Here is a 23,575-nt window from a genome sequence, read left to right on the forward strand (position 1 = left end):
CCGCTTGTCCTTGCCAATTCGGGCCATGCCCGATATCAGGAGCGCGCGTATCGGGGCCGGCATCGCCCGGGCCCCGGCAGGGTTCGCCGCAATAGCTCAGTCGGTAGAGCACGTCATTCGTAATGACGGGGTCGGGGGTTCGAATCCCTCTTGCGGCACCAGCCTTTCGCCCTTGAAAAGCAGCGCCGCAGCTATCCTTGTTCTCTTTGCGCGCTACGAAATGTTGCCTTCTGGAACCACCGCGTAACCACCATTTTTAATTCGAAAGTACCCCACCCATTTTGGGGCCCCACTGCCCCGTCCGGAATCGAACAAAAGATGATTTTGCTCAAGGAGAACGGCATCTGCCTTGGCCGGTCCGATCTCGCTTTGGTTTCGATTAGCGAGTAGTCATAGAGAACTATCGCACGTTGCCCGTGCGCAGCCGTGGTCATCATGATTTCGCATATCGAAGCACAGGTCCGGCAGAAGCTTCAGCAAATCCATGCGGTCACTTTGCAAAAGCTTGCGGAAGACCTGGCCTGTATCAAATTTCCTGATCGGTTCGGTGGCCGCGTGTTGCGCCGTCCGGGCCGCAACGATGAAGATCAGACTACGAAGGGTTGGCCAGACGCCTTCGTGTCCACCGGAGAGAACATCGTCGATGGAATCGAAGCCACGCGCCAGGCCAAAACCTGGAAGTCGCACCTGGAAGATGATCTAAAACACGCGATCGATCCCAATTACCGGAACCTATCCGGATACGTTTTTGTCGGTGGCTATCCGGAGGATGCGCCGGCAGCTGCTCAGATCGACGGCTGGGTCGACCGCTTCGCGGCTGCCGGCTTGAGCAGAAGCAAGGTCACCATCCTGGTCGGTAGCGACCTCGTAGCCGAGCTTTGCCGTCCGGAATACGCAGGCGTGCGGCAGGCTCATCTAGGCCTAGCGCCCGAACTAGAATGGTTTCGATTACTGGGTCACTTGCCCTTAAGCGACCGGCGGCTTGGCCTTTTTCAACCTACACAGAACGAGTACGACAACGGAACGGTTCGAGCTCCCACGATCACCGATGCGGTGGTCGAGGATCTCCTAACGGTTGGGTGCGCGCTTGTGCGGGGATATGGAGCCGCAGGCAAAACGACTTTGGCGGAATTGATCGCGCGGCAAATTCGGATCTCACCGAACGCAGTTTGGTACGCCGATCTAGCGAAGGCTCCCGAAGAGGAAGCTGGCGCCGCACTTCTTAACGAAATGACCGAACTTGCCGCGCGGGGTACGGTGTTTGTTGTCGACAACATACACCTCGATGAGGTGTATGCCAGCCGTATTCATGACCATTGGATCCGGCATTCTAGACCTGTGGGATCGCGTCTGCTTCTGCTTGGCCGACGTACTAAGCCGAGCGGCTCTCGCCTCGCATCAGCTATTCCGTCTCATGAACTACGAGCAGGTATTCCTGAGATGTTGGCGGTTGCCAATCGTCTCGCTGTGCGCGAAGGGCTCACCTTACCGCAAATTCCTTCTCAGGCAGAAAGCTCCTGGGCACGCACATTCGGGGGTAGCGATAAGTCAACGGAAACAGCGGTAGATCTTATCGCGTTCACCGCGGCAGTGGATCGAAGGGTGAGGCAGATCGCAACTGGCGATTTCAGATTGTCTGCGTTGGATGCTGTCGATGCTATCAGGGTACGTTACCTGCAGCCGCTTCAGAGTAGTCGTGAACTTTCAAATATACTGCGCTTAGCCGCGCTCGCAAAATTTGAAATCCCGCTCTTGGATGAGCAGTTGCCAGACCCCTTGGCTGGCCTGAGGGACTCCGTTGATATTCTCGGTCTGGTAGTACACGACGACTTGGGGCTCGAAGCCAGGCGGCACTACCGGTTGGTCCACGCGGGCGTAGGGCCGCTTCTGCTGGAAGCAATTGGCACAAACTTCAGTGAGCGGGATGAGCGTCTGGCGGCGGTCTCCCAGAACCCCGGGTTGGGGCTGAGAATCGCAGCAGCACTCAGGCGCGTACAACCCTTGGCGGACGACCACAGCGAAATCAACGCGGCTGTATTATGCGCATTGGCCTCGTCGACTTGGCCAAGTAAGGTTTCGAGTTTTTATGAACTCGGACGACTCGCCCGCTATGCGCATCGTGAAGGGGTGGCCTCACCTGAGGCCATCGATGAAACTATACATTCGTCCAACGTCATTCCTCGTCTACTTTCTCGCGCACCGGCCGTTCCGGCGCTTAACCACTTCCTGGCATACACAACCAGGATCGGCTTGCCGCGCGCTGCGGCTACAATCGGCGCGGCAGCGGCGCGATCGCCCATAGTTGATATCCTCGGCTGTTCGCGTCCAAGCGACGTCGCGGCGTTGATTCGCGCTGCGCCGAACGGGTCAGAAATCCTCGCCAGGATCGACCTCCGAAGTTGGAGCGACGGTCAAAATCTACCGCCGATGGAGCAGGTAAGTGAGACCGTCTCTGCTTGCCGGTTTTTTGAGGCTTCGACCCGTCCAGAATTGGCTCGCATCGCGGCTTTGCGGCAGGTTGTACTTGCTGACTCCAAGCTCTGGGACCATTTCGATGCGAGCTTGTTGTCTCATCTACTCCGCATTGCCCAGCCTGATAGCCAGGCAGCGAAGACGCTCCTTGACGCACTGACGTCGTCTGGATGGCTGTCGGCCGCATTCTCTCATGGGAAAGACGGTCATCTTTGCGGAGCCTTGCTATCGTTGGCGAACTATCTCGACCCGGTTCTGAGAAGTCTCATCTTGATCCCCGAACTCGAATTTAGGGTGATCAGGGAGATAACGTCACCCCTGGCTAAGCGAAAGCACATCAGCCGTCCGGTTTGCCTAATTGGTGGATTCGACGTTCTTGGCGGAAAGCTTGATAGGGTGCCGCAACTTGACTGGTCAGCGGATCCTCATGCTGAACTCATCCTGGATGAAGTAGCTCACAGCGAAGTGGGTGATGCGATTGGCATGTACGAGGTTCAACTGTGGCTGGGGCTTAAAGCACTCCATAGACTCGGACAGGGACCGAACACAGTACCTGGCGAACGCGGCGAGAGTTTTCTCATTCGTCTTGGCGAAGCGGTTCCTCCGACGCATGAGGCTGCTGTGATTCAGACTGGCCTGCTCGAATGGCTCGGACAGATCAGGCGGTCAGGGTGGACGCTCGGCGCGAAGGCATAGTTGAAGCTCCTGGATAGCGACGTTTGCCGTTAGCGCGACCAGTCGACGGTGTTGAGCCTCGCGTACAACTTTGCTGCGTAAGCTGGATTTACCTGATGAGCAAACGCGATTAGGCCTTCGATGTGTCGACGCATGCCGATCGTTGAAGCAAAACCTCGCTTTTGCCGGTGAGCAGAGGCTCCGATCTTATCGCTCGTGAGCGCAAAGAGATGCGTTTCAACATTGTTGCGAAAGGCGCGAGTGAGCCGCGGGCGATCACTGTCCACCAGCACGCCTAGAAGCACCTTTCGTGCACCCGGCGGGACAACGCTAGTCTTTTCACGGTGATGGGTCAGCCCAACAAGTTCTAGTTGGTGTGCAACTTGCTTCGCTAGTCGCATCGCGACGATACGCGAAGTCTCGTCTGTTCTCGAGAAAGCGAGATCGTCAGCATATCGAGTGTAAGTCCATCCCTCGCTTCGCGCCAGCCCTGTCAGTCGACGGTCGAGCGTTTCCATTGTCAAATTCGCCAGCATTGGGCTGGTAGGTGCTCCTTGAGGTAGGTGGCCTGGGTCATGCCTGCGATAGGGCAAACCGGGTTCGGCCCTGCCAAGTGGGCGACTTAGCGCACCCGGGCGATGGCCGGGCAAGCGTGTGCAGATCCGCGCCATTTGGAATGACAGCAGCGCACCATATCCAAGTAAGCGAAACACTCGATAAACCTGTGGCTCTGAGATCGACTCGAAGAAATGTCGAACGTCCATTTTGACGAGCCATCTCGAACCGAGATGACGCGCGGCTGCCCCAACGAGATCACGTCTCGGTGTGAAGGCAAAGCTGGCTGGATGAGGGTCTATGAGATTGAGAATATTCTGAGCAATCCAACGTTGCACTTGCATCAGAAACTGTTGCGGTACACAGATCGTCCGGTACCGCCGTGGTTGAGCCGGAATCATACCAGGCACCCCTCGCTTCTTGACGCGGAATACTCGGTAGGCGTCCACTTTACGGAAGGCCACCTGCTGCAGATCGTCGGCCGACACCTCGGCTAGATGCGCTAAGTGATGCAGCGTAAAGATGACAGGAAGGTCGGGATGCACCCGCTTGATCGCTGAAGCCGCGCTTACCGCAGCCTCTATCATAATCTCGGGACGGCCAGCCTTCCTTGCTTCTCCCCGAAAATGCTGAGGACTCCACGGGTGTTTCATCTACTTGAATCCAGCCCCGCGTGGGCGCTGCTTCGTCCATCGAAACGAGTCTCTCGAGGAGGTTCCCGCAGGGAACGAAGGACGAAGTAGCGTGTACCGGCGTTCGGAAGCTCTGTCAGCGGCGACCGGAAGCCCGGCCGCCCACGACAGCAAGCTAGTACTTGCCATCATGGCCGCCCCGAAGGGCGGCGGGTGCTAGATGAGCCCCGCGAAGTCCTCAGCGCCAAGGGATAATACGGTTGCGAATCTGTTGCAACCACTGGTCGCTTTCGCTCGGAACGTCGTCCTGCCGCCAAGAGGGCTTGTCCAGAATCGGTTAGCCTGCCCGAGCCATTGACAAGACCGCCCTTGAGGGCCCGAGCAAGTATGTCCATGATATCTGGTACTGCCATTCCAGTGCGCTCGGCCAGCGCGACCTGGCTTTTTGCGTGCCATCGTCCACGAAGTAAGCTGAGTACGAGTATCGTCGCAGCAGCTTCCGGCGATAGATCGTCGGAGATTGCGACGCCGGTCATCTGTGCTGCCTGTCCAATGACTTCTGAAGGTGCCCGGACGCCGAACGCTGGCCTTAGATCATCTGGTGCGGCACCGTCGTAAAGGGCGCGCCAACCCTCGTGGGTGCGGTGCACCAGGGCCGGAGTATTGTTGGGGAGCCGATAGTTGAATGCTACGAGCGCCGCGTCGCCTCCAAACCCATAGCGGCTCGCTCCCCGGCCAGCATCAGGTCCATATCTCTCGATCAGAGCCGACCACTCGTCTGCCTGCACGAAATCCGGATGGCTGCTAATCGTGGGTGCAGCATGTTGGAATAGCACTTCAGGCCCGAGCCTGTGCCGTTTCACCTTCGCGACCCCGGCAGCCGTGGCTGCCGCGGCTATCACCTTGAAATTGATCCATTTCCTCGAAACCCAGGATCGGACGCTGGGGACGGCCCAAAATGCATCTAGCATCTCGCAAACGCGCGAACCTGAACCGATAAAATCGGTAACGATGCCAATACTTCCCGCGGGACTTGTTTTCCCGCGGATCAAGTCAGGTCCGGGATGATTCATAAATGATCGCGGCTTGGTCGCGTGAGCTTGCGATATCACGAACGCAACAAGACCTTCGCTTCCCACACGGCCGCTGCCTCGAACAGGACTTACTGGCGCAGGTCCCTTCCGGCCGATCGACCGTCGACGAAGCCTACCAGCGGCATCTGGAATCGATTCCACCGTGAATGCTGGTGCGCCTCCAAATTCCCGCTCGGCATAAAGAGCGACTCTTTTGCGCCTTCCATGCCGGGAAGCTGCCAGCGCGTACAGCTGCGACCGGAGGGCTGCACTGACCTGCTCCTCATTAAGAAGGAGCATAGAGTCCAACATCAGTCCTGCTGCCGGCTGATCGGATTGACCACCACAACCTCATGAAATTATGGAATGCGCTGACAAAACTGCTCGGTGACGCGGGCGCTCCGGCAGATGACGTATATTCAAAATACATTCTAAAACTACTCAATCACATTAACGAAATCGATTCTGACGGTGAGCAGTTCCGTTACCCGCACGCGAAGGACGGACAAGAGTTTGTGCTGGCGAAGATCGAATTGGAGGGGCTTCTCAAAGCGTATTGGCACATTACCCGGTATGCGGAGGGGTCGGTTGAAATGATTGGCGAGCTTGGCGAAGAAGACGGTTGATCCAAGCGCCGCCGAACCAAAGCGGTCCTCCGTCGACCCTGTTTATGCATTGAGATGTTGCCCGCCGGATGCAGGGTCTGTCCCTTTGTCCCACCAGCTAGTGTGTGGGACAACGGGACATGCCGAGTCTCAGGCTAATTCCACGCATTCGCGAACGCCTCTGCCTGTCTGATCACTAGATCGACCGCGGCCTTCTGAAGGTCAGGCGGGTACCCATATCGGGCCAACAGCTTGCGAACCTCGATCCTCATTCTAGCCCGAACGCTCTCCTGGCTGCGGATCTTCGGCTTCGTCAGTCTCGCCGCCGGCATCACCGCCATCGTCGCCTCGAGATCGCTCGGCGTCTCGCAGCTGCGCGGGCGGTTGTCCGTTCCTCCGCTTTATGACGACGTCTCCTATTTCCTGGATGCCATCAGGTGGATGAATTCGGTCGGTGACCGGAGCATCGCCGCAAGTAGCTGGACTCTGCTGCACGACCACGCGCCGTTTTCGACGATGGTGGCGATCACGGGGTTTGCGCTGTTTCCCGGCAGCTTCATCGGGCCTTATCTCGTCCACGCTGTATTGGTCTTTGCATTTCTGCTCGGGATCGTCTGGCTGGCGTGGCGGCGGCCCGTGCTCGAGATCGCGGCCTGCCTGATCGCGGTCGCTTGCGTCCCGGTGCTGTGGCACACGGTGACCGAGGCGCGACCGGATCTGCCCTCGGGTCTTGCCATTGGCCTTGCGACCGGGGCGATCGTTCACCGCGGCGTGCTCGATCGGAGCGCACGTGCCCTGGCCGGTCTCGGCATTGCCTGCGCACTGGCCGTCAGCATCAAGCCGACCGCGTTCTTTGCCACGCTCGCTCTGCTCGGCAGTTCATTTGCGATCAGGTTGTTCGTCGATGGCCTGGAGGCCGGCGGATCGCGCATCTCGATCCGCCAGGCGCTCGCTGCGCTGCTGTGGTTCGTGTTGCCGCTGCTTGCGGCAACGGCGCTCTTGATCGGGCCTGCTCTGGTCGAGACCGTCACCTACATCCTTCACGTTTTCGTTGGCCAGCGCGACCTCTGGACGACAGGCGAAAGTTTCTCGGCCGGTTTACTGCGCTTCTCGATCGGCGGAGAAGGTCAGTTCGGTCTGCATTACTGGTTCGCCATCGGGACGGGACTGATGCTGCTGCGCCTGGTGCTGGCGGCCATCTGCGGAAGCGCCGCGCTGCGCGACGCCGCCGTCCTCCTCGCGGCCGTGCTGATCGCCTATGCCATTCCATCCGTCGCGGCGATCAAGACCTATTATTTCGGCGCGATGTTCTATGGCGTGTTCATCGTCGCGATGGTGCTCAACGGCTGCGCCAGCATGGCGCTCATTGAAGAGCTGCTCATCCGCTTCGGCCTCCGCAACGACATCCGCCGCTACCTTCTCGCCGCCTGCCGGGTGCTGGCGCTCGCCTTTGTTCTTCAGCTCTTTCTCAGGCACGTCGTCATCGGTCAGATCAGCACGGCGACACCGCTGAGCGCGCAGCAGCAGGAGAGCATCCGCCTCGCGACCGCGCGGCTCTGGTCGCTGCTGCGCGAGATCAAGCCGCAAACGCCCGGCCCGCTCTATGTCGGCTTCTCCAGCCCTTATCCGGTGACGTCGGCGACCATCCAGCTCTACGCGGCGCAGGCGAAGATGAATCTCGTCGTACGCGACGAGCTGTATTTCCGGAGCGCGCAGGAAACGGGCGATGCATTGTTGAAGTCGGAGATTCTCGTGCTCTCGAGCTCGATCCAGCACACGCTGGTCGGGCCGCGCGTCGGCAATGAGCTCATCGCCCGCATGGACGCGGAGAAGGGCGTTTGCCTGCTCGACAGCATGAGCTATCCGGACGTGAGCTTGCGGGTCTATCGGCGCGGGTGTTGATCGCAGCCAGCGGGTTCGAAACTGTACCGCGATTGTGTGAGGCCAATCACTTAACCCCACGCGCACCCCCCGTAATGTCCCGGTCACGCCAACACGGGGAGACTTTCACATGCGCAAGATCATTCTGGTTGCCGCCATGGTGCTGACCGCCGCATCCGCCCAGGCGGACGGCTCCCGCAGCCTGTCGCTGTCAGCGTCGGGCGCTCAGACCCCGGCTCCGCTGACCGCGCCGACGTCGGCGACTACGGCACAGGTGAGCGAGCCAGCGCCGGCCACCGAGGCGCCGACATATTCCGATCGTCCGCCGGCCGTGTCGCTCTCAGCGCCACCGGCCACCACGGCTGCACCTGCGGCGGCCGCGCCTGCCACCACCTCGGCGCCGGTCGCGACGAGCAAGCCCGCCACCAGGACCGCGGCGAAGGCAGACAAGCCGAAGCCCAAGCGCAGCTGGACCGAGCGTCGCATCATCAGCGAGCTGCACCGCCACGGCATCTATTGGTAAGCCGCTCACCCAAAGCAAATGGCCGGGCAAGAGCCCGGCCATGCGCGTATTGAGGAAGCCTTGGCTGGAGCTTACTGCGAAATCGTCTGCACCACGCTTGCGATCGGACGGGAGTTAGTGCCAGCGGTCGGCACCTTCATGTCCTTCATCAGCGCCTCGTCATATTCCGGCAGCGTCTGGAGGCTCGTCTTGGCCTTCATCTGCACGACCTTGTAGCCGCCGGCCTTGAGCCGCGCGAGCAGCGTCGGCATGGCGAGGCCAGTATTCTTCTGGAAGTCGTGCATCAGGATGATGCCCTTGCCGAGCTTGTCGAGCCTGGTCATCACGGTCTCGACGATCTTCTCCGGGGTGGCACCCTTCCTGAAATCGAAGGAGTCGATTTCGGTCGAGAACATCGCGACGTTTCGGGTGCCGAAATAGGCCACCATCGCGGGGTTGTGCTGAAGCTGCGGGAAGCGGAAGAACGGCGCCGGGTTGGTGCCGAGCGCAAATCTCACTGCGCTGAAGCCCTTCTCGACTTCGTCCTTGACCTGCTGCTCCGTCATCTTCTTGCTGTTCAGGTTGACATGCGACCAGGTGTGCGTGCCAACCGTGTGGCCCTGGGCCAGCACCTGTTTCAGGATTTCCGGATGATAGGTCGCGTGCTTGCCGACCGAGAAGAACAGGCCCTTGGTGCATTCGTCCGCGAGTGCCTTCAGCACCGTGGGCGTATTGACCGGCCACGGACCGTCATCGAAGGTCAGCACGACTTCCTTCTCAGTGAGAAAGTCGAACTGCTTGAAGTGCTCGAAGCCGAAGCCGGGGCCGCCGGTGGTGTCGATCTCGACGACGCGGGACACGCCCAGCGCGTTCGGATTGGCGCAGACCTGCTTCGGCTGCACCGGCATGACGGGGGCGGGTGCCGCCGCCGGGGCAACTGCCGGCTTGGCTGCGATCGTCGCGGTGGTCTGGACGTCGTCCTTGGCGGCGAGCTTCGCCGGTGCCGGCAACGGATCGGCAGCACGGGCGGCAACTGTCTTGGGGGCGCCCTGATCGGCGCGCGTGGAATAATAAAACCAACCGCCGGCGGCAATCACGACCGCCGCAACTACACTGGCCAGCATCAGGCCCAACGCATTACGCATCGCTATTCTTTCCAATTACGCAACCAAAGGAGCGGAATTTCCCGCGCGACGAGCCATTAATGCGAAGTAACAGTTAACGTGACACCAACACGACGGCGGTTGTGGAGGAATTTCAGGGAGGTGCGCCAAAGTGACCGACGTCACACTCGGGGTGCGGCCCGTGACCATCATCACAGTGGAAACTGTTTTCCTGGAGCATCGTCGTTCCCATCAACAACGGGCGCCGTTGCGACGGCGCCAATGGGAGCTTCAAATGACCAAGTCCTGTTCTACGAAGTCCTTTTCGATCAAGTCTTCCTCCACCAAGTCCCTGACGGCCAAGATCCGCGACACCAGCCTCGCCCTCGGCTTTGCTGCCATCGTCTCGATCGCCTCGACGACCTCGAGCTTCGCCTTCTCGTCCGAAGCGCAGCAGATGTGCACTGGCGACGCCTTCCGCCTGTGCTCGGCGGAAATCCCCAACATCCCGAAGATCACCGCGTGCATGATCAAGCATCGTTCGGACCTGAGCGCCGGCTGCCGCGCGGTGATGGACAAGACTCTCGCCAAGGGCGCGTCGCGCAAGGTCGCTGACGCCCAGAGCACTCAATAAGAGCGCGCGCAACAACGACCGTCGCGCTGGTCAGCTCCCCTCGCGATGTGCCCCGGCGTCAAGCCGGGGCCACGCCGCTGCACTCTCCCGCTCGGCAATAAAGCCGTTGCAGCCCCGGGATCGTCGCACTAGCTTCCCCGCACATCTTCCCGGGTAAGAGGCATTACGCGATGACCAGATTTCTTTTCATCATTCCTTTGCTCCTGTGCGGCTCGGTCGCAACGGCGCAGCAGCAGCCCGGCCACGATGCCTGCGCGCGCGACGTCAGCCGCTTCTGCCGCGCCGTGATGAACAATGGCGATGGCGCCGTGCTCGCCTGTCTGAAGCAGAACCGCACGAAGCTGAGCAAGGGCTGCGACAAGGTGCTGACAGAGCACGGGCAGTGATCGTCATTCCGGAGCGCGCCGCCAGGCGCGAGCTCCGGAGCGAAAGCTATGTGCTGCTCCCCGCTGCGGTCGCGACTACCGGCAGCACCTCGGCGCTCGCACGATCAGGCGTCTCGTCCTTCCAGCGCACCGAGCCGAACGGGCGCTCCAGCATGCGGCGGATCCGCACCGGCTCGGGGCCGATGTGGAAGGCGATCGCCTCGAGGTGAAGCGCGCGTTCGGATTGCGTCGAGCGGTTGCGCTGACGCAGATAGTCGAACCAGGTCGGGCAGTGATAGCGCTCGGTCCACAATTCGGGATCGGCGATGTCGCGCGCGATCGACCAGCCATAGGCGCCGTTGCGCTGGCGCGAGAGCTGCACGTCCTGCATCACGTTGTGGAAGGCGCGCGCGTTCTCCTGGGCGACCCGGTATTCGATCTCGACCACCAGCGGTCCGCTGCGCCCCGTCAGCGACAGCTTCACCTCGGGATCGGCCAGCACGTCGGCATCCTCGTTGCGGGCACCGACGCGCGGCATCGTCAGCCAGATCCCGAGCAGCGGCGAGATCAGCATCAGGCCGGCCGCGGTCAGCAGCGCGACTTCCACACCGGCAAAGTCGGTGAGACGGCCCCAGCCCCAGGCGCCGATCGCGATGCCGCCGGAAATCGAGGCCTGGAACGCCGCGAGCGAGCGCCCGGCAACCCAGCGCGGCGCCGAAAGCTGCACGCCGATATTGAACAGCGCAATGGCGGCCATCCATACCGCACCGGCCAGAACCAGCGCGGTTGCGGTCAGCACCGGCTCCGTGCTCAGAGCCAGCGCGGCCATCGCGAAAGCCATCGAGATGGTGCAGGCGCGGATCGCGGCCTCGCCGCTCATGCGCTTGCGCAATTCGTGGATGTTGAGCGCGCCGATCACGGCGCCCATGCCGAAGGCGCCGAGCATGATGCCATAGGTCTGCGCGCCGCCATGCAAGAGGTCACGCGCGACCAGCGGCATCAGCGCCATGATGGCGCCGCCGATCAGGCCCATCACCAGCGTGCGCAACAGCACGATCTTGATCGGTGGCGAATTGGTGATGTAGCGGAAGCCGGAGACCATGGCGCGGTTGAGTTTCTCCCGCGGCAGGCGGGAGGGTTCGGTGCTGCGGCGCCAGAGCAGCAGCACCACCAGCAGCGGCAGATAGAGGATCGCGTTGCAGGCGAACGCCGCGACCGCGCCGAGCGAAGCGACGATGACGCCGCCCACCGCGGGACCGAAGCTGCGTGCGATGTTGTAGCTGATGCCGTTCAGCGCCACCGCGGACGCCAATGCCTCGGGCGGCACCTGTTCGCTGACCGAGGACTGCCAGGCCGGGCCGAACAGCGCATTGCCGCTGCCGACCACGAAGCAGAAGACGAGCAGTAATTCGGGGGTGATCATGTTGAGGCCGGCCAGCAAGGTGAGCGCGCTCGCGCCGATCAAGGCAATCATCAGCGAGATCAGCGCAACGATGCGGCGGTCATACATGTCGGCGATGGCGCCGGCCGGCATCGAGATCAGCATGATCGGCAGCATCAGGGCGGTCTGCACCAGCGCGACCTTGTCGGCCGACGCCGCCATCTGCGTCATCGCCCAGGCTGCGCCGACGCCCTGGATCAGCAGGCCGAGATTGGAAAGCAGGCTGGCGAGCCAGATGCGCCGGAACACGGTGTACCGCAGCGGCGCGGTGATGCCGTCGGCGGCGATTTTCTGGCGGTTCGTCTGCTCGGTCATATCCCCTTCCAAATGGGCTGGCAGAAGTGCTCCACGCGATTCCGGCAAGTCCAGTGATGCCCGCGAAAGTCCTTCGCTGTCCAGTGATTAGGCCGCTATAAGCAGTGCAAAGAGGCGGTTTGCCGGGGAGGAACAAATGCAGCTGTCGCGACGGACGATCCTGCTGGGGACTGGGACCGCGGCTTTCGCAGTTGCGAGCTTGCGAGCGGGCGCGCTGGCCCAGACTGCGCCTGCCGCGGCGCCGAATGCTGAAGCGCCGCCGATCCTCTTCGTCCACGGCAATGGCGATTATGACGCGCTCTGGATGACCACGATATGGCGGATGGAATCCAACGGCATCGCACGCGATCGCATGGCCGCGATCAATTTCACGGATCCGCTGGCGCGCAGCGACGACAAGGTCGAGCAGGCGAACCGCTCCTCGACCGAGGACCAGCGCCGGGAGCTCACTGCTGCCATCGCCGAGTTGAAGCGACGGACCGGCGCACCTCGCGTGGCGCTGGTCGGCAGCTCGCGCGGCGGCAATGCGATCCGCAACGTCATCAGGAATGGCGGAGCGGCCGATGTCAGTCACGCCGTGCTGTGCGGCACACCCAATCACGGCGTGTTCGCGACCGATGACCAGCCCAACAACGAGTTTAACGGTCGCGGTGCATTCCTGCGCGGCCTGAACGAGGGCGAGAGCGAGGTGACACCGGGTGTTGCCTTCCTGACGCTGCGCAGCGACGGCATGGACAAATTTGCGCAAGCGGACGGCCGCTTCATCGGCAAGCCCGGCACGCCGACCGGCGTCACCAATGAAGGCCCGGAGCTGAAGGGCGCCACCAATCTCGTGCTCGGTGCACTCGACCATCGCGAGGTCGCGTTTCATCCGCGCGCCTTCCGCGAGATCTACAAATTCATCGCGGGTCGCGAGCCCGCGCGCATCGCGATTGTTCCCGAGGCAAGCGTCAAGTTGAGCGGACTCGTCACCGGCACGCCCGGCGGCGTGTCGACCAACCGTCCGGTCGCAGGTGCAACCGTCGATATCTTCCGCGTCGACCCTGATACCGGTGAGCGCAAGGGCAGTGCGCTGCACAGCGCAACGACCGGCGCTGACGGACGCTGGGGTCCGGCGCAGGTCGACTCGTCCTGGTCGCTGGAATTCGTCCTGACCTCGGCGGGTGCGCCGATCACACACATCTATCGCTCGCCATTCCTGCGCTCGTCCGACGTCGTCCATTTGCGCGCCGCACGGCCGCTCGGGCCAGCGGACAAGGACGCCGGCGCGGTCGTGATCATGTCACGGCCGAGGGGCTATTTCGGTCTGCCGCGGGACGTGGTTCTGTTCGACGGCAAGGAGCCGGCCGACGTCAAGCCGGGCGTGCCGACGGATTCGGTGGCAACATTGCGGTTTGCGGCGGCCGAGGTCGGACGTAACATCGTGGCCCAGTTCGGCGAAGAACGGATTGTGACACGTGCCTGGCCCGCCCTCGAGAACAGGATTGCGATCGCCGAGCTGACTTATTAGCTGTTGCCTGCGTCCCATCCCCCGGGAGAGTGCCATGAATATCGCCAGCGTGCGTCGGCCCATCATCCCTCCGGCTCCCCCGCGTGCGCCCGACGACATGTCATTTTTCGGTCGTCTCGCGGTGATCCGCCGGAACATGATCGCAACCTGGGGGCAGCGCGCCTATGAGGAAGACGTCGTCCAGGGGCGCTTCTTCTTCCGCAACAGTTTCATCCTGAACCGGCCGGATGCGATCCGGCACGTCCTGCTCAACAATTACGAGAACTACACGCGCACGCCGGCGGGAATCCGCATGCTGCGTCCCGTTCTCGGTGACGGCCTCCTGATCGCGGAAGGTCATTCCTGGACGTTTCAGCGCCGCACGCTTGCGCCGGCCTTCACGCCGCGCGCGACCGCAAACCTGGTCCCGCACATGACGGCGGTGCTCGACGAGACCATCGCGAAGCTGGATGGCCGCTCGGGTGAAGACGTCGATCTGCGCGAGATCATGCAGCGCATGACCCTCGAGATCGCCGGGCGCACGATGTTCTCGTTCGGCATGGACCGGCATGGCGCGACCCTGCGCAATTTCATCATGGAATATGCCGCCCGGTTAGGACGCCCGTATCTCCTCGACATGGTGCTGCCGGTGTCCTGGCCGAGCCCGATGGATTTTGCGCGGGCGCGCTTCCGCAAGCGCTGGACCGATTTCGTTGCCATGCTGATCGCCGAACGGCGTGCAACCGGCAAGAAGGACGGCGCACCGCCGCGCGACCTGTTCGACCTCATGGACGAGGCGCGGGACCCCGAAACGGGCAAGGGCTTTTCCGACGAACAGCTCGTCGACGAGGTCGCGACCATGATCCTCGCCGGTCACGAGACCACGGCGACGGCGCTGTTCTGGGCGCTCTATCTGCTCGCGCTCGACCCTGATACGCAGGAGGAGGTCGCCTCCGAGGCCCGCGGAGAGCATCTCGACAGCATGGCCGACATCGATCGGCAGAAGTTCACCCGCGCCGTGATCGAGGAGACGATGCGGCTTTATCCGCCTGCCTTCCTCGTGGCACGCGCGGCGCGCGACAAGGACAATGCGGCCGGCGTCGAGATCGGCAAGGGCGACATCATCATGATCGCGCCCTGGCTGCTGCACCGGCACGAGAAGCTGTGGGATCAGCCGAACGCGTTCATTCCCAAGCGCTTCACGTCGACGGAGGCGCCCGATCGTTTCGCCTATTTGCCGTTCGGCGCCGGTCCGCGCGTCTGTATCGGCGCGCCGTTCGCGCAAGCCGAATCCGTGCTGGCGCTGGCCCGGCTGATCGGCGCGTTCCGGGTCGAGCTCGCCGATACCGCGAATCCCGTGATCCCGCTCGGTGTCGTCACGACCCAGCCGGACCATTCACCCATGTTCCGCATCACGCGTCGATGACAGGCTCTCGTCTGGCCGATGTCTTGATCTCCATTAGGTAGAGTCTCGCCATGAGCGACGTCCAGGCCCAATTTTCCGTTCTGAAGCAGACCGCCGACGCTAAAGTGGTCGACGCGATCGCGCGCCTCATCGAGCACGGCGAGGATCACGAGCTCAACCGCGTCAATGTTCTCGACTTCGCGACGCAGTATGGCGTCGACGAAGAGCATGCGATCTCCGGCTTCCTGCATGCGGCGCGGCTCGGCCTGTTCGATCTCGGCTGGAACGTGTTATGCCCGGGCTGCAGCGGCGTGCTGGGGGCGCATTCGACCCTGAAGGCGCTCAAGCCGGATGAGTATCATTGTGCGCTCTGCGCGTGCGGTTACAAGACCTCGGTCGACGATCAGGTCGAGGTCTCCTTCACCGTGAATCCGCGGGTGCGACGAATCGCGGCGCACGACCCCGATACGCTTCCGGTTTGGGAGTATTTCAAGCAAATGTTCTGGAGCTCCGGCGTCGACTTCAATCTTGAATCGTTCGCGACGCTCGCTAACGAAGTAACGCTCGACACGATGGAGCTGCCGGCCGGCGAGAAGGCGACCATGTCGCTGCAATTGCCTAGTGACTTCGTCATCATCTTCGAGCCGGTGACGCACGCGGCCCATTTCATCGACGTCCAGGGCGAGCCGACCAAGGACCGCCAGCAGCTAGCCATCATGTACAACAAGGTGCAGGCCCCGACGGGGACCACGACGATGCGGCCGGGTCCGCTGCGGCTGTCGCTGGAGAACCAGGCCGGCGTGCGCGTGTTGCCTTCGGTGTTCATCGCCGCCGAGGCACTTCACCATCTCATCGGCAAGCGCAAGCCGTTCCTGACCGCCAAGCGGATGCTGTCGAACCAGACCTTTCGCGACGTGTTCAAGGCGGACAATCTCAGTCTCGACCAGCGGCTGCAGATCACCTCGCTGACCTTCCTGTTCACCGATCTCAAGGGATCGACCGCGCTCTACGAGCGCGTCGGCGATCTCGCCGCCTTCGATCTCGTGCGGGCGCATTTCCATGCGCTGCTCGAGATCATCTCCTCCGAGAAGGGCGCCGTGGTGAAGACGATCGGGGATGCCGTGATGGCGACCTTTGTCCGTCCCGAGCATGCCATCGTCGCGGGCTTGCGGATGCGCGCGGCGATGGACGCGCTCAACAAGCAGCGCGGCACGGACGATCTCATCGTCAAGATCGGCATCCATGAAGGTCCCTGCCTCGCGGTCATGCTCAACGAGCGGCAGGACTATTTCGGCCAGACGGTCAACATCGCCGCCCGTGTGCAAAGCCTTTCGACCGCGCAGGAGATCCACATCACCGGCCCGGTGCTCGATGCGCCCGCGGTTGCCGAGGTGCTGGAGCAGCGTGCAATCAAGCCGATCCAGAAACAGGCGGCGCTGCGCGGCATCGCCGACAAGATGGTGGTGTACGAGATCCCCTGAGCTACAAACTGTCATTCCGGGTCCGATGCTCGCGCATCGTCCCGGGATGACAGTGAACAGATTGCCGAAACGTAATGCGACGCGCGGAACTGCCGCATGTTGCGCCGGTTGAGTTTCCTCCTCATATGATGCTGGTAACAGCCGCGCTCCTTGCGGCGCATCGATTTCGGTAGGACCTTATGCTCGACGGCCTGCGCCAATTCATCACGGACATCGTCGCCCCCCAGAACCAGAACCGCACGTTCGGCGACAGCGATTATCGATTGGCCGCGACGGCGTTGCTGGTCCACGTGATCTCGCTGGACGGCCAGCCGACAGCGGAAGAGCAACGCAAGCTGCACGGCCTGATCGAGAGCCATTTTGGGCTCGACCGAGGTACGGCGGAGCGTCTGATCGCGGACGCAACCCAGGTCGAGGGCGAGGCGGTAGACCTCTATCACTTCACCAGCGTCATCATGCGCTCGCTCGACGAGGAGGGGCGCAAGCGCATCGTGCAGATGATGTGGGAGCTGGTCTATGCCGACGGACAGGTGAGCGAGTTCGAGGACAACGTCGTCTGGCGCGCCTCCGACCTGCTCGGGATTGCCCAGCGCGACCGGATTGAGCTGAAGCACGCCATTGCGGACCGTGCCGGCGGCCAGTTGAAGGATAGCGCCGTCGGTGGCTGACCCCGTGCCACCTGCGCGGGATGGCCGGTTGTGCGGATCACATGACGAAACTTTAATGTAGCCGCCGGCCCCGTTGCGTCCGGATTCATCGGTATTCCGCGGCTTTCTTGCTCTCTCTGACCTCCGCTCAAGCTGCCATGCTGCCAGCGCCGCTTGCCTGTCGCGCTCGGCCTATGCTCTGGTTCCACCATTGCGGGGCCAAATTCATCAATCCATGAGACTTGGATCAAGAGACTTGGATCGTGACTGAGCGGGTAACGTTGATCACCGGTGCCTCGGCGGGCATAGGCACGGAGCTGGCGCGCGTATTTGCCGCCAACGGACATCGTCTGGCATTGACGGCGCGGCGCGCGGATCGGCTTGAGGCGCTCGCGAACGAGCTCGCCGCCAAGAGCGGTCAGAAGCCGATCGTGATCGTCTGCGATCTCCAGGATACCGATGCCGGCGAGACGATCGCGGCGGCGCTCGCCGCCGAAGGCGTCGAGCTCGATCACCTCGTCAACAATGCCGGCTTCGGCGTATTCGGCGATGCCATCGAGCGCGATCGCGAGGACCAGGTCGGGATTGTCGATGTCAACGTGCGGGCCCTGACGGACCTGTCGCTGCGCTTTGCCGATCAGCTCATCAAGAACAAGGGCGGTCTTCTCAATGTCGGCTCGGTCGCGGGATTCCTGCCCGGCCCCGGCATGGCCGTCTATTATGCGTCCAAGGCCTACGTGATTTCCTTTACCGAAGCGCTGCGGGCGGAGCTCGCGCCGCGCGGCGTTCGCGTCACCGTCCTTTGCCCGGGTCCCGTGCCCACCGAATTCCAGGCGCGTGCCGGCGTCGGCTCCGGACACGATACGGCCCTTCTCAATGTTTCTGCCGTCGATGTCGCCCGGGAGGCCTATCGTGGGCTGATGGCCAATAAAAGGGCAGTGCTGCCCGGTCTGGGCATCAAGATTGTGCCATTTGCACTGCGCTTTTTCCCGCGGGGTTTCATCCTGGCCGCCACCAGTCGGTTCCAGAGGCAGAGGCACTAAGGAGCGCCCGGCGTCCGTATTGGCCCGGAGCTTGCTTACGTTTCGATGTGTGCGCGAACTCACACGAAATTAACGATCGCTTAGTTATGCTGGCGGTCTGGACCTAATAACTTTCGCAAGGACAATGTCGTTCCGGACGGACAGGTTTGGTAGCGCAGAATTGGTGCCCTTCCCGCTAACGACGCCGGGCGCGCCTGCCTCCAATTCGACAAGCGGCCTGCCGGTTCTCATTATCCTGCATCAGGAATGCTCGACCCCCGGCCGCGTCGGCAATGCGCTGCGCGCGCTCGGCCATCGTCTCGATATCCGCCGTCCCCGCTTCGGCGATCCCCTGCCCGAGACACTCGATCAGCATGCCGGCGCCGTGGTCTTTGGCGGCCCGATGAGTGCCAATGATTACGACGACTATATTCGTCGCGAGATCGACTGGATCGAAATTCCGCTGCGCGAGCAGCGGCCGTTCCTCGGCATTTGCCTTGGGGCCCAGATGCTCGCGATGCAGCTCGGTGCGCGCGTCGCGCCGCATGCCGATGGGCTGACCCAGATCGGCTACTACCCGATCCGCCCCACAGCCGCGGGCCGCGCGCTCTGTCCGGCCTGGCCGGCTCAGGTCTATCACTGGCATCGCGAGGGGTTCGAGCTGCCTGTCGGCGCAGAGCTGCTTGCAGAAGGTGACGATTTTCCAGTGCAGGCGTTCCGCGCCGGCAATGCGTTCGGCGTGCAATTTCATCCTGACGTGACCTACGCGATGATGCACCGCTGGACTACGCGTGGCTATGACGGCTTCAGCGCGCCCGGTGCGCGGCAGCGGCACCATCACTTCGCCGATCGTGCCGTGTACGATGTTGCGGAGCGTGCCTGGCTCGATCATTTCATCGACGGCTGGCTGGCGCGCCGGCCCGTGCTGGCGCAAGCCGCCGAGTGACCTTCGCGCAGGTCCTACGTACAGGTCCTTCGTACAGGTCCTTGGCGCAAGTCCTTGCCTCTGCTCCTGATATGCTAGGCTCTCTGCCAACGAGCGCGCACCAATGCGTGCCGGCAAACAAGGGAGAGCGCCGTGGCCTACGAACACATTCTCTACGAGGTGAGCGACAAGATCGCGACTATCACGCTCAATCGTCCCGACCGCATGAATGCGTGGACGCCGACCATGGAGCGCGACGTGCGCCATGCGATGGAAGCATCGAGCGCCGCCGATGATGTCCGCGTCATCATCCTCACCGGCGCGGGCCGCGCGTTCTGCGCCGGCGCCGACATGGATGCGCTCAAGGGGCTCGACCCCGATGACGTCAGGCGCGCCTCGAACCTGCCGCCGTTCGACATGAACCGGCGGCCGGACTGGCAGACGCGCTACGGTTTCTACCCCTCGATCGGAAAGCCTGTGATCGCCATGCTCAATGGCGCCACCGCCGGCATCGGACTCGTCCACGCCCTCTATTGCGACCTGCGCTTTGCCGCCGACAATACCGTGTTCACGACGGCCTTCGCCCGGCGCGGTCTGATTGCCGAGCATGGCATCAGCTGGATGCTGCCGCGCATCGTCGGTCATGCCAACGCGATGGATTTGTTGCTGTCGGCGCGGCGTGTGTCGAGCGACGAGGCGCTGCGAATCGGACTGGTCAACCGGCTCAGTTCGCCCGAGAAGCTGCGCGAGGAGACCTATGCCTATGCGCGCGATCTCGCCGACTTCGTCTCGCCGAGCGCGATGGCCGTGATCAAGCGCCAGCTCTACGAGGTGCCGTTCCAGACGCTGGCGGAGGCGACGATCGAGGCTAACCGGGAGATGATGGTGGCGTTGGCCGGCAGCGATTTCCGGGAAGGCGTGGCGAGCTTCATGGAGAAGCGGCCGCCAAGGTTTACGGGGAGGTAGGGATTCAAAATGAGCCCGGCTTCGCCCTTCGGGCTCCGCCGCGGCAGCCTTCACTACTAAAAGGCTTGCCAAGCCGAAGCAGGCGTAGCCTGCGAAGGCTGGTGGAGCCAGGCGGGATCGAACCGCCGACCTCGTCATTGCGAACGACGCGCTCTCCCAGCTGAGCTATGGCCCCTTTGCTGGCCGCTCTGGTAAACGCGGCCGACAACCGGGCGCCATTTAAGTCCCCGCCAAGGTCAAGTCAAGGACGGGTGTCACCCGGTTTTAGCCATTCGGACGCCGACTTCCCTTGTTTGGATGGGGGGGAACCGATATCTAGCAACAGGCGTCAATCCCGACCGCAGCCAGAGTTTTCAAAAGCCAGAGTCTTCAAAAGCCATGCGTGCCGTTCTCGACATCGTCATCATCGTGCTCGACCTCTACGTCTGGCTGTTGATCGCCTCGGCGATCCTGTCCTGGCTGATTGCCTTCAACGTCGTGAACACCCGCAACCAGTTCGTATCGGCGGTGGCGGAGTTCCTGTACCGGATCACCGAACCGGTCCTCGCGCCGATTCGCAATTTGCTGCCAAGTCTGGGCGGCCTCGACATCTCGCCGATCATCCTGATCCTGCTTATCATGTTCATCGAGCGGGTGATCCTGTACTACATCTATCCGAACGTGGTCTGAGCGGGCTGGAGCGCCTTGGTCGCCCGAGAAACCGGCAAGGAAGCTTACAAGGAACCTTGGCGCTACTCGGCCGCGGGAATCAGCGTCGCGCTACGGGTAACGCCGCGCGGCGGCCGCGACGACATCGACGGGATCGAGCAGCTGGCCGATGGCCGCAGCGTGCTCAAGGTGCGGGTCCGCGCCATTGCCGATGGCGGCGAGGCCAACAAGGCCGTTTTGGTGCTGCTGGCAAAATCGCTTGGTGTCCCCAAGGCCAGCGTGCGGCTTCTGTCCGGCGCCACCTCGCGGCTGAAGCAGATCGCGGTCGACGGCGAGCCGGCACGGCTGGGCGATGCCCTGCGCCAGCTTGTCCAAGTCAAATCGGCGGCCGCCAAATCGAAAGACTGAGGGACTGACATGACCGCCAGGATTATCGACGGAAAAATCATCGCCGCGGAGCTTCGGGCCCGCGTCACTGAGGAGGTCGCCCGGGTCAAGCGCGAGCACAATCTGGTGCCGGGTCTGGCGGTCGTCCTGGTCGGCACCGACCCCGCCAGCGAGGTTTATGTCCGTTCCAAGCACACCCAGACCCAGGCCGCCGGCATGGCCTCGTTCGAGCACAAGCTTCCCGCCGACGTCGCGCAGGCAGATCTGCTGGCGCTCGTCGCAAAGCTGAACCGCGATCCGGCCGTGCACGGCATTCTGGTGCAGCTGCCGCTGCCGAAGGGGTTGAACACGGAAGCCGTCATCAACGCCATCGACCCCGCCAAGGACGTCGACGGGCTGCATCCGAACAATGCCGGCCGGCTTGCCGGCGGCTTCGAGGCGCTGTCGCCCTGCACGCCGCTCGGCTGCATCATCCTGACCAAGAGCGTGCACGCCTCGCTGGAGGGCATGAACGCCATCGTCATCGGCCGCTCCAATCTGGTGGGCCGCCCGCTGGTGCAATTGCTGTTGAACGAGAACGCCACGGTGACGATCGCACATTCGCGCTCGCGCGACTTGCCCGGGCTCGTGAAGAAGGCCGATCTCGTCTATGCCGCGGTCGGAAGGCCGGAGATGGTGCGCGGCGATTGGCTGAAGCCGGGCGCGACCGTGATCGACGTCGGCATCAACAGGATTCCGAAGGATGATGGCAAGACCCGCCTCGTCGGCGACGTCGCCTATCAGGAAGCGCTTGGAATCGCCGGCGCCATCACGCCGGTGCCGGGCGGCGTCGGTCAGATGACGGTGGCTTGCCTGCTGGTGAACACACTGCGCGCGGCCTGCGCGATCGCTGGGCTGCCGAAGCCGGCGGTGTAAGGGGTTGTCATTCCGGGGCGGCTTGGAGAGCCGAACCCGGAATCTCGCGCCTCAACCTCTGGATTCTCAGTTGCGCAAGAGCGCACCGTCGTTCGCGCTGACGCGCGCCCCGGAATGACGAGGGGGCCGAACTCAGGCCTTCTTCTTGTTCTCGCGATCCATGCCTTCGAGGATCAGCTTGTGTGCATCCTCCGGGCCACCCCAGCGCAGGATCTTCACCCATTTGCCCTTCTCGAGGTCCTTGTAGTGCTCGAAGAAGTGCTGGATCTGCTGCAGCGTGATGTCGGGCAGGTCGGAGTACGACTTCACCTTGTCATAGCGCTGCGTGAGCTTCGACGATGGCACCGCCAGAATCTTCTCGTCGCCGCCGGCCTCGTCCTCCATGAACAGCACGCCGACCGGGCGCACGCTCATGACGGCGCCGGGGATGATGGCGCGGGTGTTGATGATCAGGACGTCGCAGGGGTCGCCGTCATCCGACAGAGTGTGCGGAATGAAGCCGTAGTTACCGGGGTAACGCATCGGCGTGTAGAGGAAGCGATCGACCACCAGCGTGCCGGCCTCCTTGTCCATCTCGTATTTGATCGGTTCGCCACCCACGGGGACTTCGATGACGACGTTGACTTCATGTGGTACGTTTTTCCCGATCGAGATCGCATCGATACGCATTCAAGGCTCCGTTGTTGCCGAGGTAAAATCGCGCCCCGGCAGCCGATTTTGGCGCTGTCATACGCGGGCTTGGCCCGCTGATCCATCGCGTTTTTGTGAAAGAATGAATCCGGCAATCACCGGCTCAAAGGCAGCGGTATCGACGGAAGGGAAACGCTGCCGATTCAGCTTTCAGCAGCTCAATTGGTCCAAGCGAAGGCAACCTTGTCGAGCGACTTCGGCCCGAAGCGCTCTGACGAGCGTGCCACCATACGGCCCCCCAGGGCCCGGTAGAACTCGGTCGCCGGGTCGTTGTCCGAGAGCGCCCACACCACCATGCTCTTCAGCCCGCTCTGCATCAGGTCGCGGCGGGCGGCGGTGAACAGGCGACGGCCGAAACCGAGGCCCTGGAATTCCGGACGCAGATAGAGCTCGTAGACCTCGCCGTCGAAGTGCAGACTGCGGGCGCGGTTGCGACCGTAATTGGCGTAACCCGCGATCTTGTCGCCGAACACGAGTACGCTGACGCGGCTGCCCTTGCGGATTGCGCTGTCCCACCATTGCGGGCCACGGCGGTTGATGAGCTTTTCCAGCTCGGCGCCGGGAATGATGCCCTGATAGGCGGAGCGCCAGGCTTCGTCATGCGTGGACGCCACCGCAGTTGCATCTGCAGCTTTGGCCGGCCGGACCTCGATCAGGGTTGTGCTCATGGACGCAATCAAACCAAGTCGCCGCGTCGGCGGCAAGACCTATCGTTAATTATCGGTTAACGTGTGGACTTTGTGCATC

General features: G+C 62.5%; 23 protein-coding genes and 2 tRNA genes. 17 read left to right on the top strand and 8 right to left on the bottom strand.

Features of this window, described 5'->3' with window-relative positions; translation table 11 throughout:
* The first annotated feature begins 85 nt into the window (after positions 1 to 85).
* A tRNA-Thr gene (locus tag ACFDR6_RS06640) sits at positions 86 to 161 on the top strand.
* A 274-nt stretch (positions 162 to 435) separates the two neighbouring features.
* Entirely contained in the window at positions 436 to 3,168 is a 2,733-nt protein-coding gene (locus ACFDR6_RS06645; protein ID WP_375857799.1) for a hypothetical protein, read from the top strand.
* A gap of 29 nt (positions 3,169 to 3,197) precedes the next feature.
* On the opposite strand, the gene ACFDR6_RS06650 is transcribed toward ACFDR6_RS06645, so the two are convergent.
* Together ACFDR6_RS06650 and ACFDR6_RS36340 are read right to left on the bottom strand one after the other, a co-directional pair.
* The gene (locus ACFDR6_RS06650) at positions 3,198 to 4,355 is read right to left on the bottom strand and encodes a reverse transcriptase family protein (protein WP_375857800.1); all 1,158 of its coding nucleotides are present in this window, start codon (positions 4,353 to 4,355) and stop codon (positions 3,198 to 3,200) included.
* 167 nt (positions 4,356 to 4,522) lie between these two features.
* On the bottom strand, positions 4,523 to 5,719 hold the full coding sequence (locus ACFDR6_RS36340; protein WP_434056899.1) for a phosphoribosyltransferase-like protein: 1,197 nt from the start codon (positions 5,717 to 5,719) through the stop codon (positions 4,523 to 4,525).
* 41 nt (positions 5,720 to 5,760) lie between these two features.
* Here ACFDR6_RS36340 and ACFDR6_RS06655 point away from each other — a divergent pair, with 41 nt between their 5' ends.
* Entirely contained in the window at positions 5,761 to 6,033 is a 273-nt protein-coding gene (locus ACFDR6_RS06655; protein ID WP_375857801.1) for a hypothetical protein, read from the top strand.
* A gap of 134 nt (positions 6,034 to 6,167) precedes the next feature.
* On the opposite strand, the gene ACFDR6_RS06660 is transcribed toward ACFDR6_RS06655, so the two are convergent.
* Entirely contained in the window at positions 6,168 to 6,353 is a 186-nt protein-coding gene (locus ACFDR6_RS06660) for a type I restriction enzyme endonuclease domain-containing protein (protein ID WP_375857802.1), read from the bottom strand.
* On the opposite strand from ACFDR6_RS06660, the gene ACFDR6_RS06665 reads away from it, so the two are divergent.
* Complete coding sequence (locus ACFDR6_RS06665) at positions 6,265 to 7,914, top strand: glycosyltransferase family protein (protein ID WP_375857803.1); 1,650 nt, start codon at positions 6,265 to 6,267, stop codon at positions 7,912 to 7,914. The genes ACFDR6_RS06660 and ACFDR6_RS06665 overlap by 89 nt on opposite strands.
* Before the next feature lie 109 nt (positions 7,915 to 8,023).
* The gene (locus ACFDR6_RS06670) at positions 8,024 to 8,416 is read left to right on the top strand and encodes a hypothetical protein (RefSeq protein WP_375857804.1); all 393 of its coding nucleotides are present in this window, start codon (positions 8,024 to 8,026) and stop codon (positions 8,414 to 8,416) included.
* A gap of 71 nt (positions 8,417 to 8,487) precedes the next feature.
* Here the strand turns inward: ACFDR6_RS06670 and ACFDR6_RS06675 are convergent, their stop codons facing one another.
* Entirely contained in the window at positions 8,488 to 9,540 is a 1,053-nt protein-coding gene (locus tag ACFDR6_RS06675) for a polysaccharide deacetylase family protein (RefSeq protein WP_375857805.1), read from the bottom strand.
* A gap of 253 nt (positions 9,541 to 9,793) precedes the next feature.
* On the opposite strand from ACFDR6_RS06675, the gene ACFDR6_RS06680 reads away from it, so the two are divergent.
* Both ACFDR6_RS06680 and ACFDR6_RS06685 read left to right on the top strand, forming a co-directional pair.
* Positions 9,794 to 10,132, top strand: coding sequence for a hypothetical protein (locus ACFDR6_RS06680; protein WP_375857922.1), 339 nt, complete (start codon positions 9,794 to 9,796; stop codon positions 10,130 to 10,132).
* A 170-nt stretch (positions 10,133 to 10,302) separates the two neighbouring features.
* On the top strand, positions 10,303 to 10,518 hold the full coding sequence (locus ACFDR6_RS06685; protein WP_212082533.1) for a cysteine rich repeat-containing protein: 216 nt from the start codon (positions 10,303 to 10,305) through the stop codon (positions 10,516 to 10,518).
* Between the two features lie 46 nt (positions 10,519 to 10,564).
* Here ACFDR6_RS06685 and ACFDR6_RS06690 read toward each other — a convergent pair whose 3' ends face one another.
* Entirely contained in the window at positions 10,565 to 12,253 is a 1,689-nt protein-coding gene (locus ACFDR6_RS06690; protein ID WP_375847817.1) for an MFS transporter, read from the bottom strand.
* A gap of 136 nt (positions 12,254 to 12,389) precedes the next feature.
* Between ACFDR6_RS06690 and ACFDR6_RS06695 the strand changes: the two genes are divergently transcribed.
* The 7 genes from ACFDR6_RS06695 (at position 12,390) to ACFDR6_RS06725 (ending at position 20,188) form a co-directional block, all read left to right on the top strand.
* The gene (locus tag ACFDR6_RS06695) at positions 12,390 to 13,763 is read left to right on the top strand and encodes a hydrolase (protein ID WP_375857806.1); all 1,374 of its coding nucleotides are present in this window, start codon (positions 12,390 to 12,392) and stop codon (positions 13,761 to 13,763) included.
* A gap of 34 nt (positions 13,764 to 13,797) precedes the next feature.
* Positions 13,798 to 15,168 (top strand): cytochrome P450, encoded by a 1,371-nt coding sequence (locus ACFDR6_RS06700; protein ID WP_375857807.1) that lies wholly within the window; start codon positions 13,798 to 13,800, stop codon positions 15,166 to 15,168.
* Positions 15,169 to 15,218: 50 nt separating this feature from the next.
* The gene (locus tag ACFDR6_RS06705) at positions 15,219 to 16,628 is read left to right on the top strand and encodes an adenylate/guanylate cyclase domain-containing protein (protein ID WP_212082476.1); all 1,410 of its coding nucleotides are present in this window, start codon (positions 15,219 to 15,221) and stop codon (positions 16,626 to 16,628) included.
* Positions 16,629 to 16,807: 179 nt separating this feature from the next.
* Positions 16,808 to 17,296, top strand: coding sequence for a tellurite resistance TerB family protein (locus tag ACFDR6_RS06710; RefSeq protein ID WP_212082473.1), 489 nt, complete (start codon positions 16,808 to 16,810; stop codon positions 17,294 to 17,296).
* 242 nt (positions 17,297 to 17,538) lie between these two features.
* The gene (locus ACFDR6_RS06715; RefSeq protein ID WP_212082471.1) at positions 17,539 to 18,318 is read left to right on the top strand and encodes an SDR family NAD(P)-dependent oxidoreductase; all 780 of its coding nucleotides are present in this window, start codon (positions 17,539 to 17,541) and stop codon (positions 18,316 to 18,318) included.
* A gap of 124 nt (positions 18,319 to 18,442) precedes the next feature.
* Entirely contained in the window at positions 18,443 to 19,243 is an 801-nt protein-coding gene (locus ACFDR6_RS06720; RefSeq protein WP_375857808.1) for a glutamine amidotransferase, read from the top strand.
* Between the two features lie 132 nt (positions 19,244 to 19,375).
* Positions 19,376 to 20,188: an enoyl-CoA hydratase gene (locus tag ACFDR6_RS06725; protein ID WP_375857809.1), complete on the top strand. Its 813-nt coding sequence runs from the start codon at positions 19,376 to 19,378 to the stop codon at positions 20,186 to 20,188.
* 99 nt (positions 20,189 to 20,287) lie between these two features.
* On the opposite strand, the gene ACFDR6_RS06730 is transcribed toward ACFDR6_RS06725, so the two are convergent.
* A tRNA-Ala gene (locus ACFDR6_RS06730) sits at positions 20,288 to 20,363 on the bottom strand.
* Positions 20,364 to 20,566: 203 nt separating this feature from the next.
* Here ACFDR6_RS06730 and ACFDR6_RS06735 point away from each other — a divergent pair.
* Genes ACFDR6_RS06735 through folD form a run of 3 tightly spaced genes read left to right on the top strand, consistent with a single transcriptional unit; the run spans position 20,567 to position 22,138 of the window.
* The gene (locus ACFDR6_RS06735; protein WP_212082462.1) at positions 20,567 to 20,857 is read left to right on the top strand and encodes a YggT family protein; all 291 of its coding nucleotides are present in this window, start codon (positions 20,567 to 20,569) and stop codon (positions 20,855 to 20,857) included.
* 15 nt (positions 20,858 to 20,872) lie between these two features.
* Positions 20,873 to 21,244 carry a DUF167 domain-containing protein gene (locus ACFDR6_RS06740; protein ID WP_375857810.1) on the top strand — a complete coding sequence of 124 codons (372 nt, stop codon included), beginning with the start codon at positions 20,873 to 20,875 and terminating at the stop codon, positions 21,242 to 21,244.
* A 9-nt stretch (positions 21,245 to 21,253) separates the two neighbouring features.
* The gene (gene folD, locus ACFDR6_RS06745; RefSeq protein ID WP_375857811.1) at positions 21,254 to 22,138 is read left to right on the top strand and encodes a bifunctional methylenetetrahydrofolate dehydrogenase/methenyltetrahydrofolate cyclohydrolase FolD; all 885 of its coding nucleotides are present in this window, start codon (positions 21,254 to 21,256) and stop codon (positions 22,136 to 22,138) included.
* A 132-nt stretch (positions 22,139 to 22,270) separates the two neighbouring features.
* Here folD and ppa read toward each other — a convergent pair whose 3' ends face one another.
* The gene (ppa, locus tag ACFDR6_RS06750) at positions 22,271 to 22,807 is read right to left on the bottom strand and encodes an inorganic diphosphatase (protein ID WP_317241829.1); all 537 of its coding nucleotides are present in this window, start codon (positions 22,805 to 22,807) and stop codon (positions 22,271 to 22,273) included.
* 179 nt (positions 22,808 to 22,986) lie between these two features.
* Positions 22,987 to 23,496 carry a GNAT family N-acetyltransferase gene (locus ACFDR6_RS06755; RefSeq protein WP_007598725.1) on the bottom strand — a complete coding sequence of 170 codons (510 nt, stop codon included), beginning with the start codon at positions 23,494 to 23,496 and terminating at the stop codon, positions 22,987 to 22,989.
* Positions 23,497 to 23,575: the final 79 nt, after the last annotated feature.

Origin of the sequence: Bradyrhizobium tunisiense (genome assembly GCF_042263385.1) — a bacterium.
GTDB classification, from domain to species: domain Bacteria; phylum Pseudomonadota; class Alphaproteobacteria; order Rhizobiales; family Xanthobacteraceae; genus Bradyrhizobium; species Bradyrhizobium tunisiense.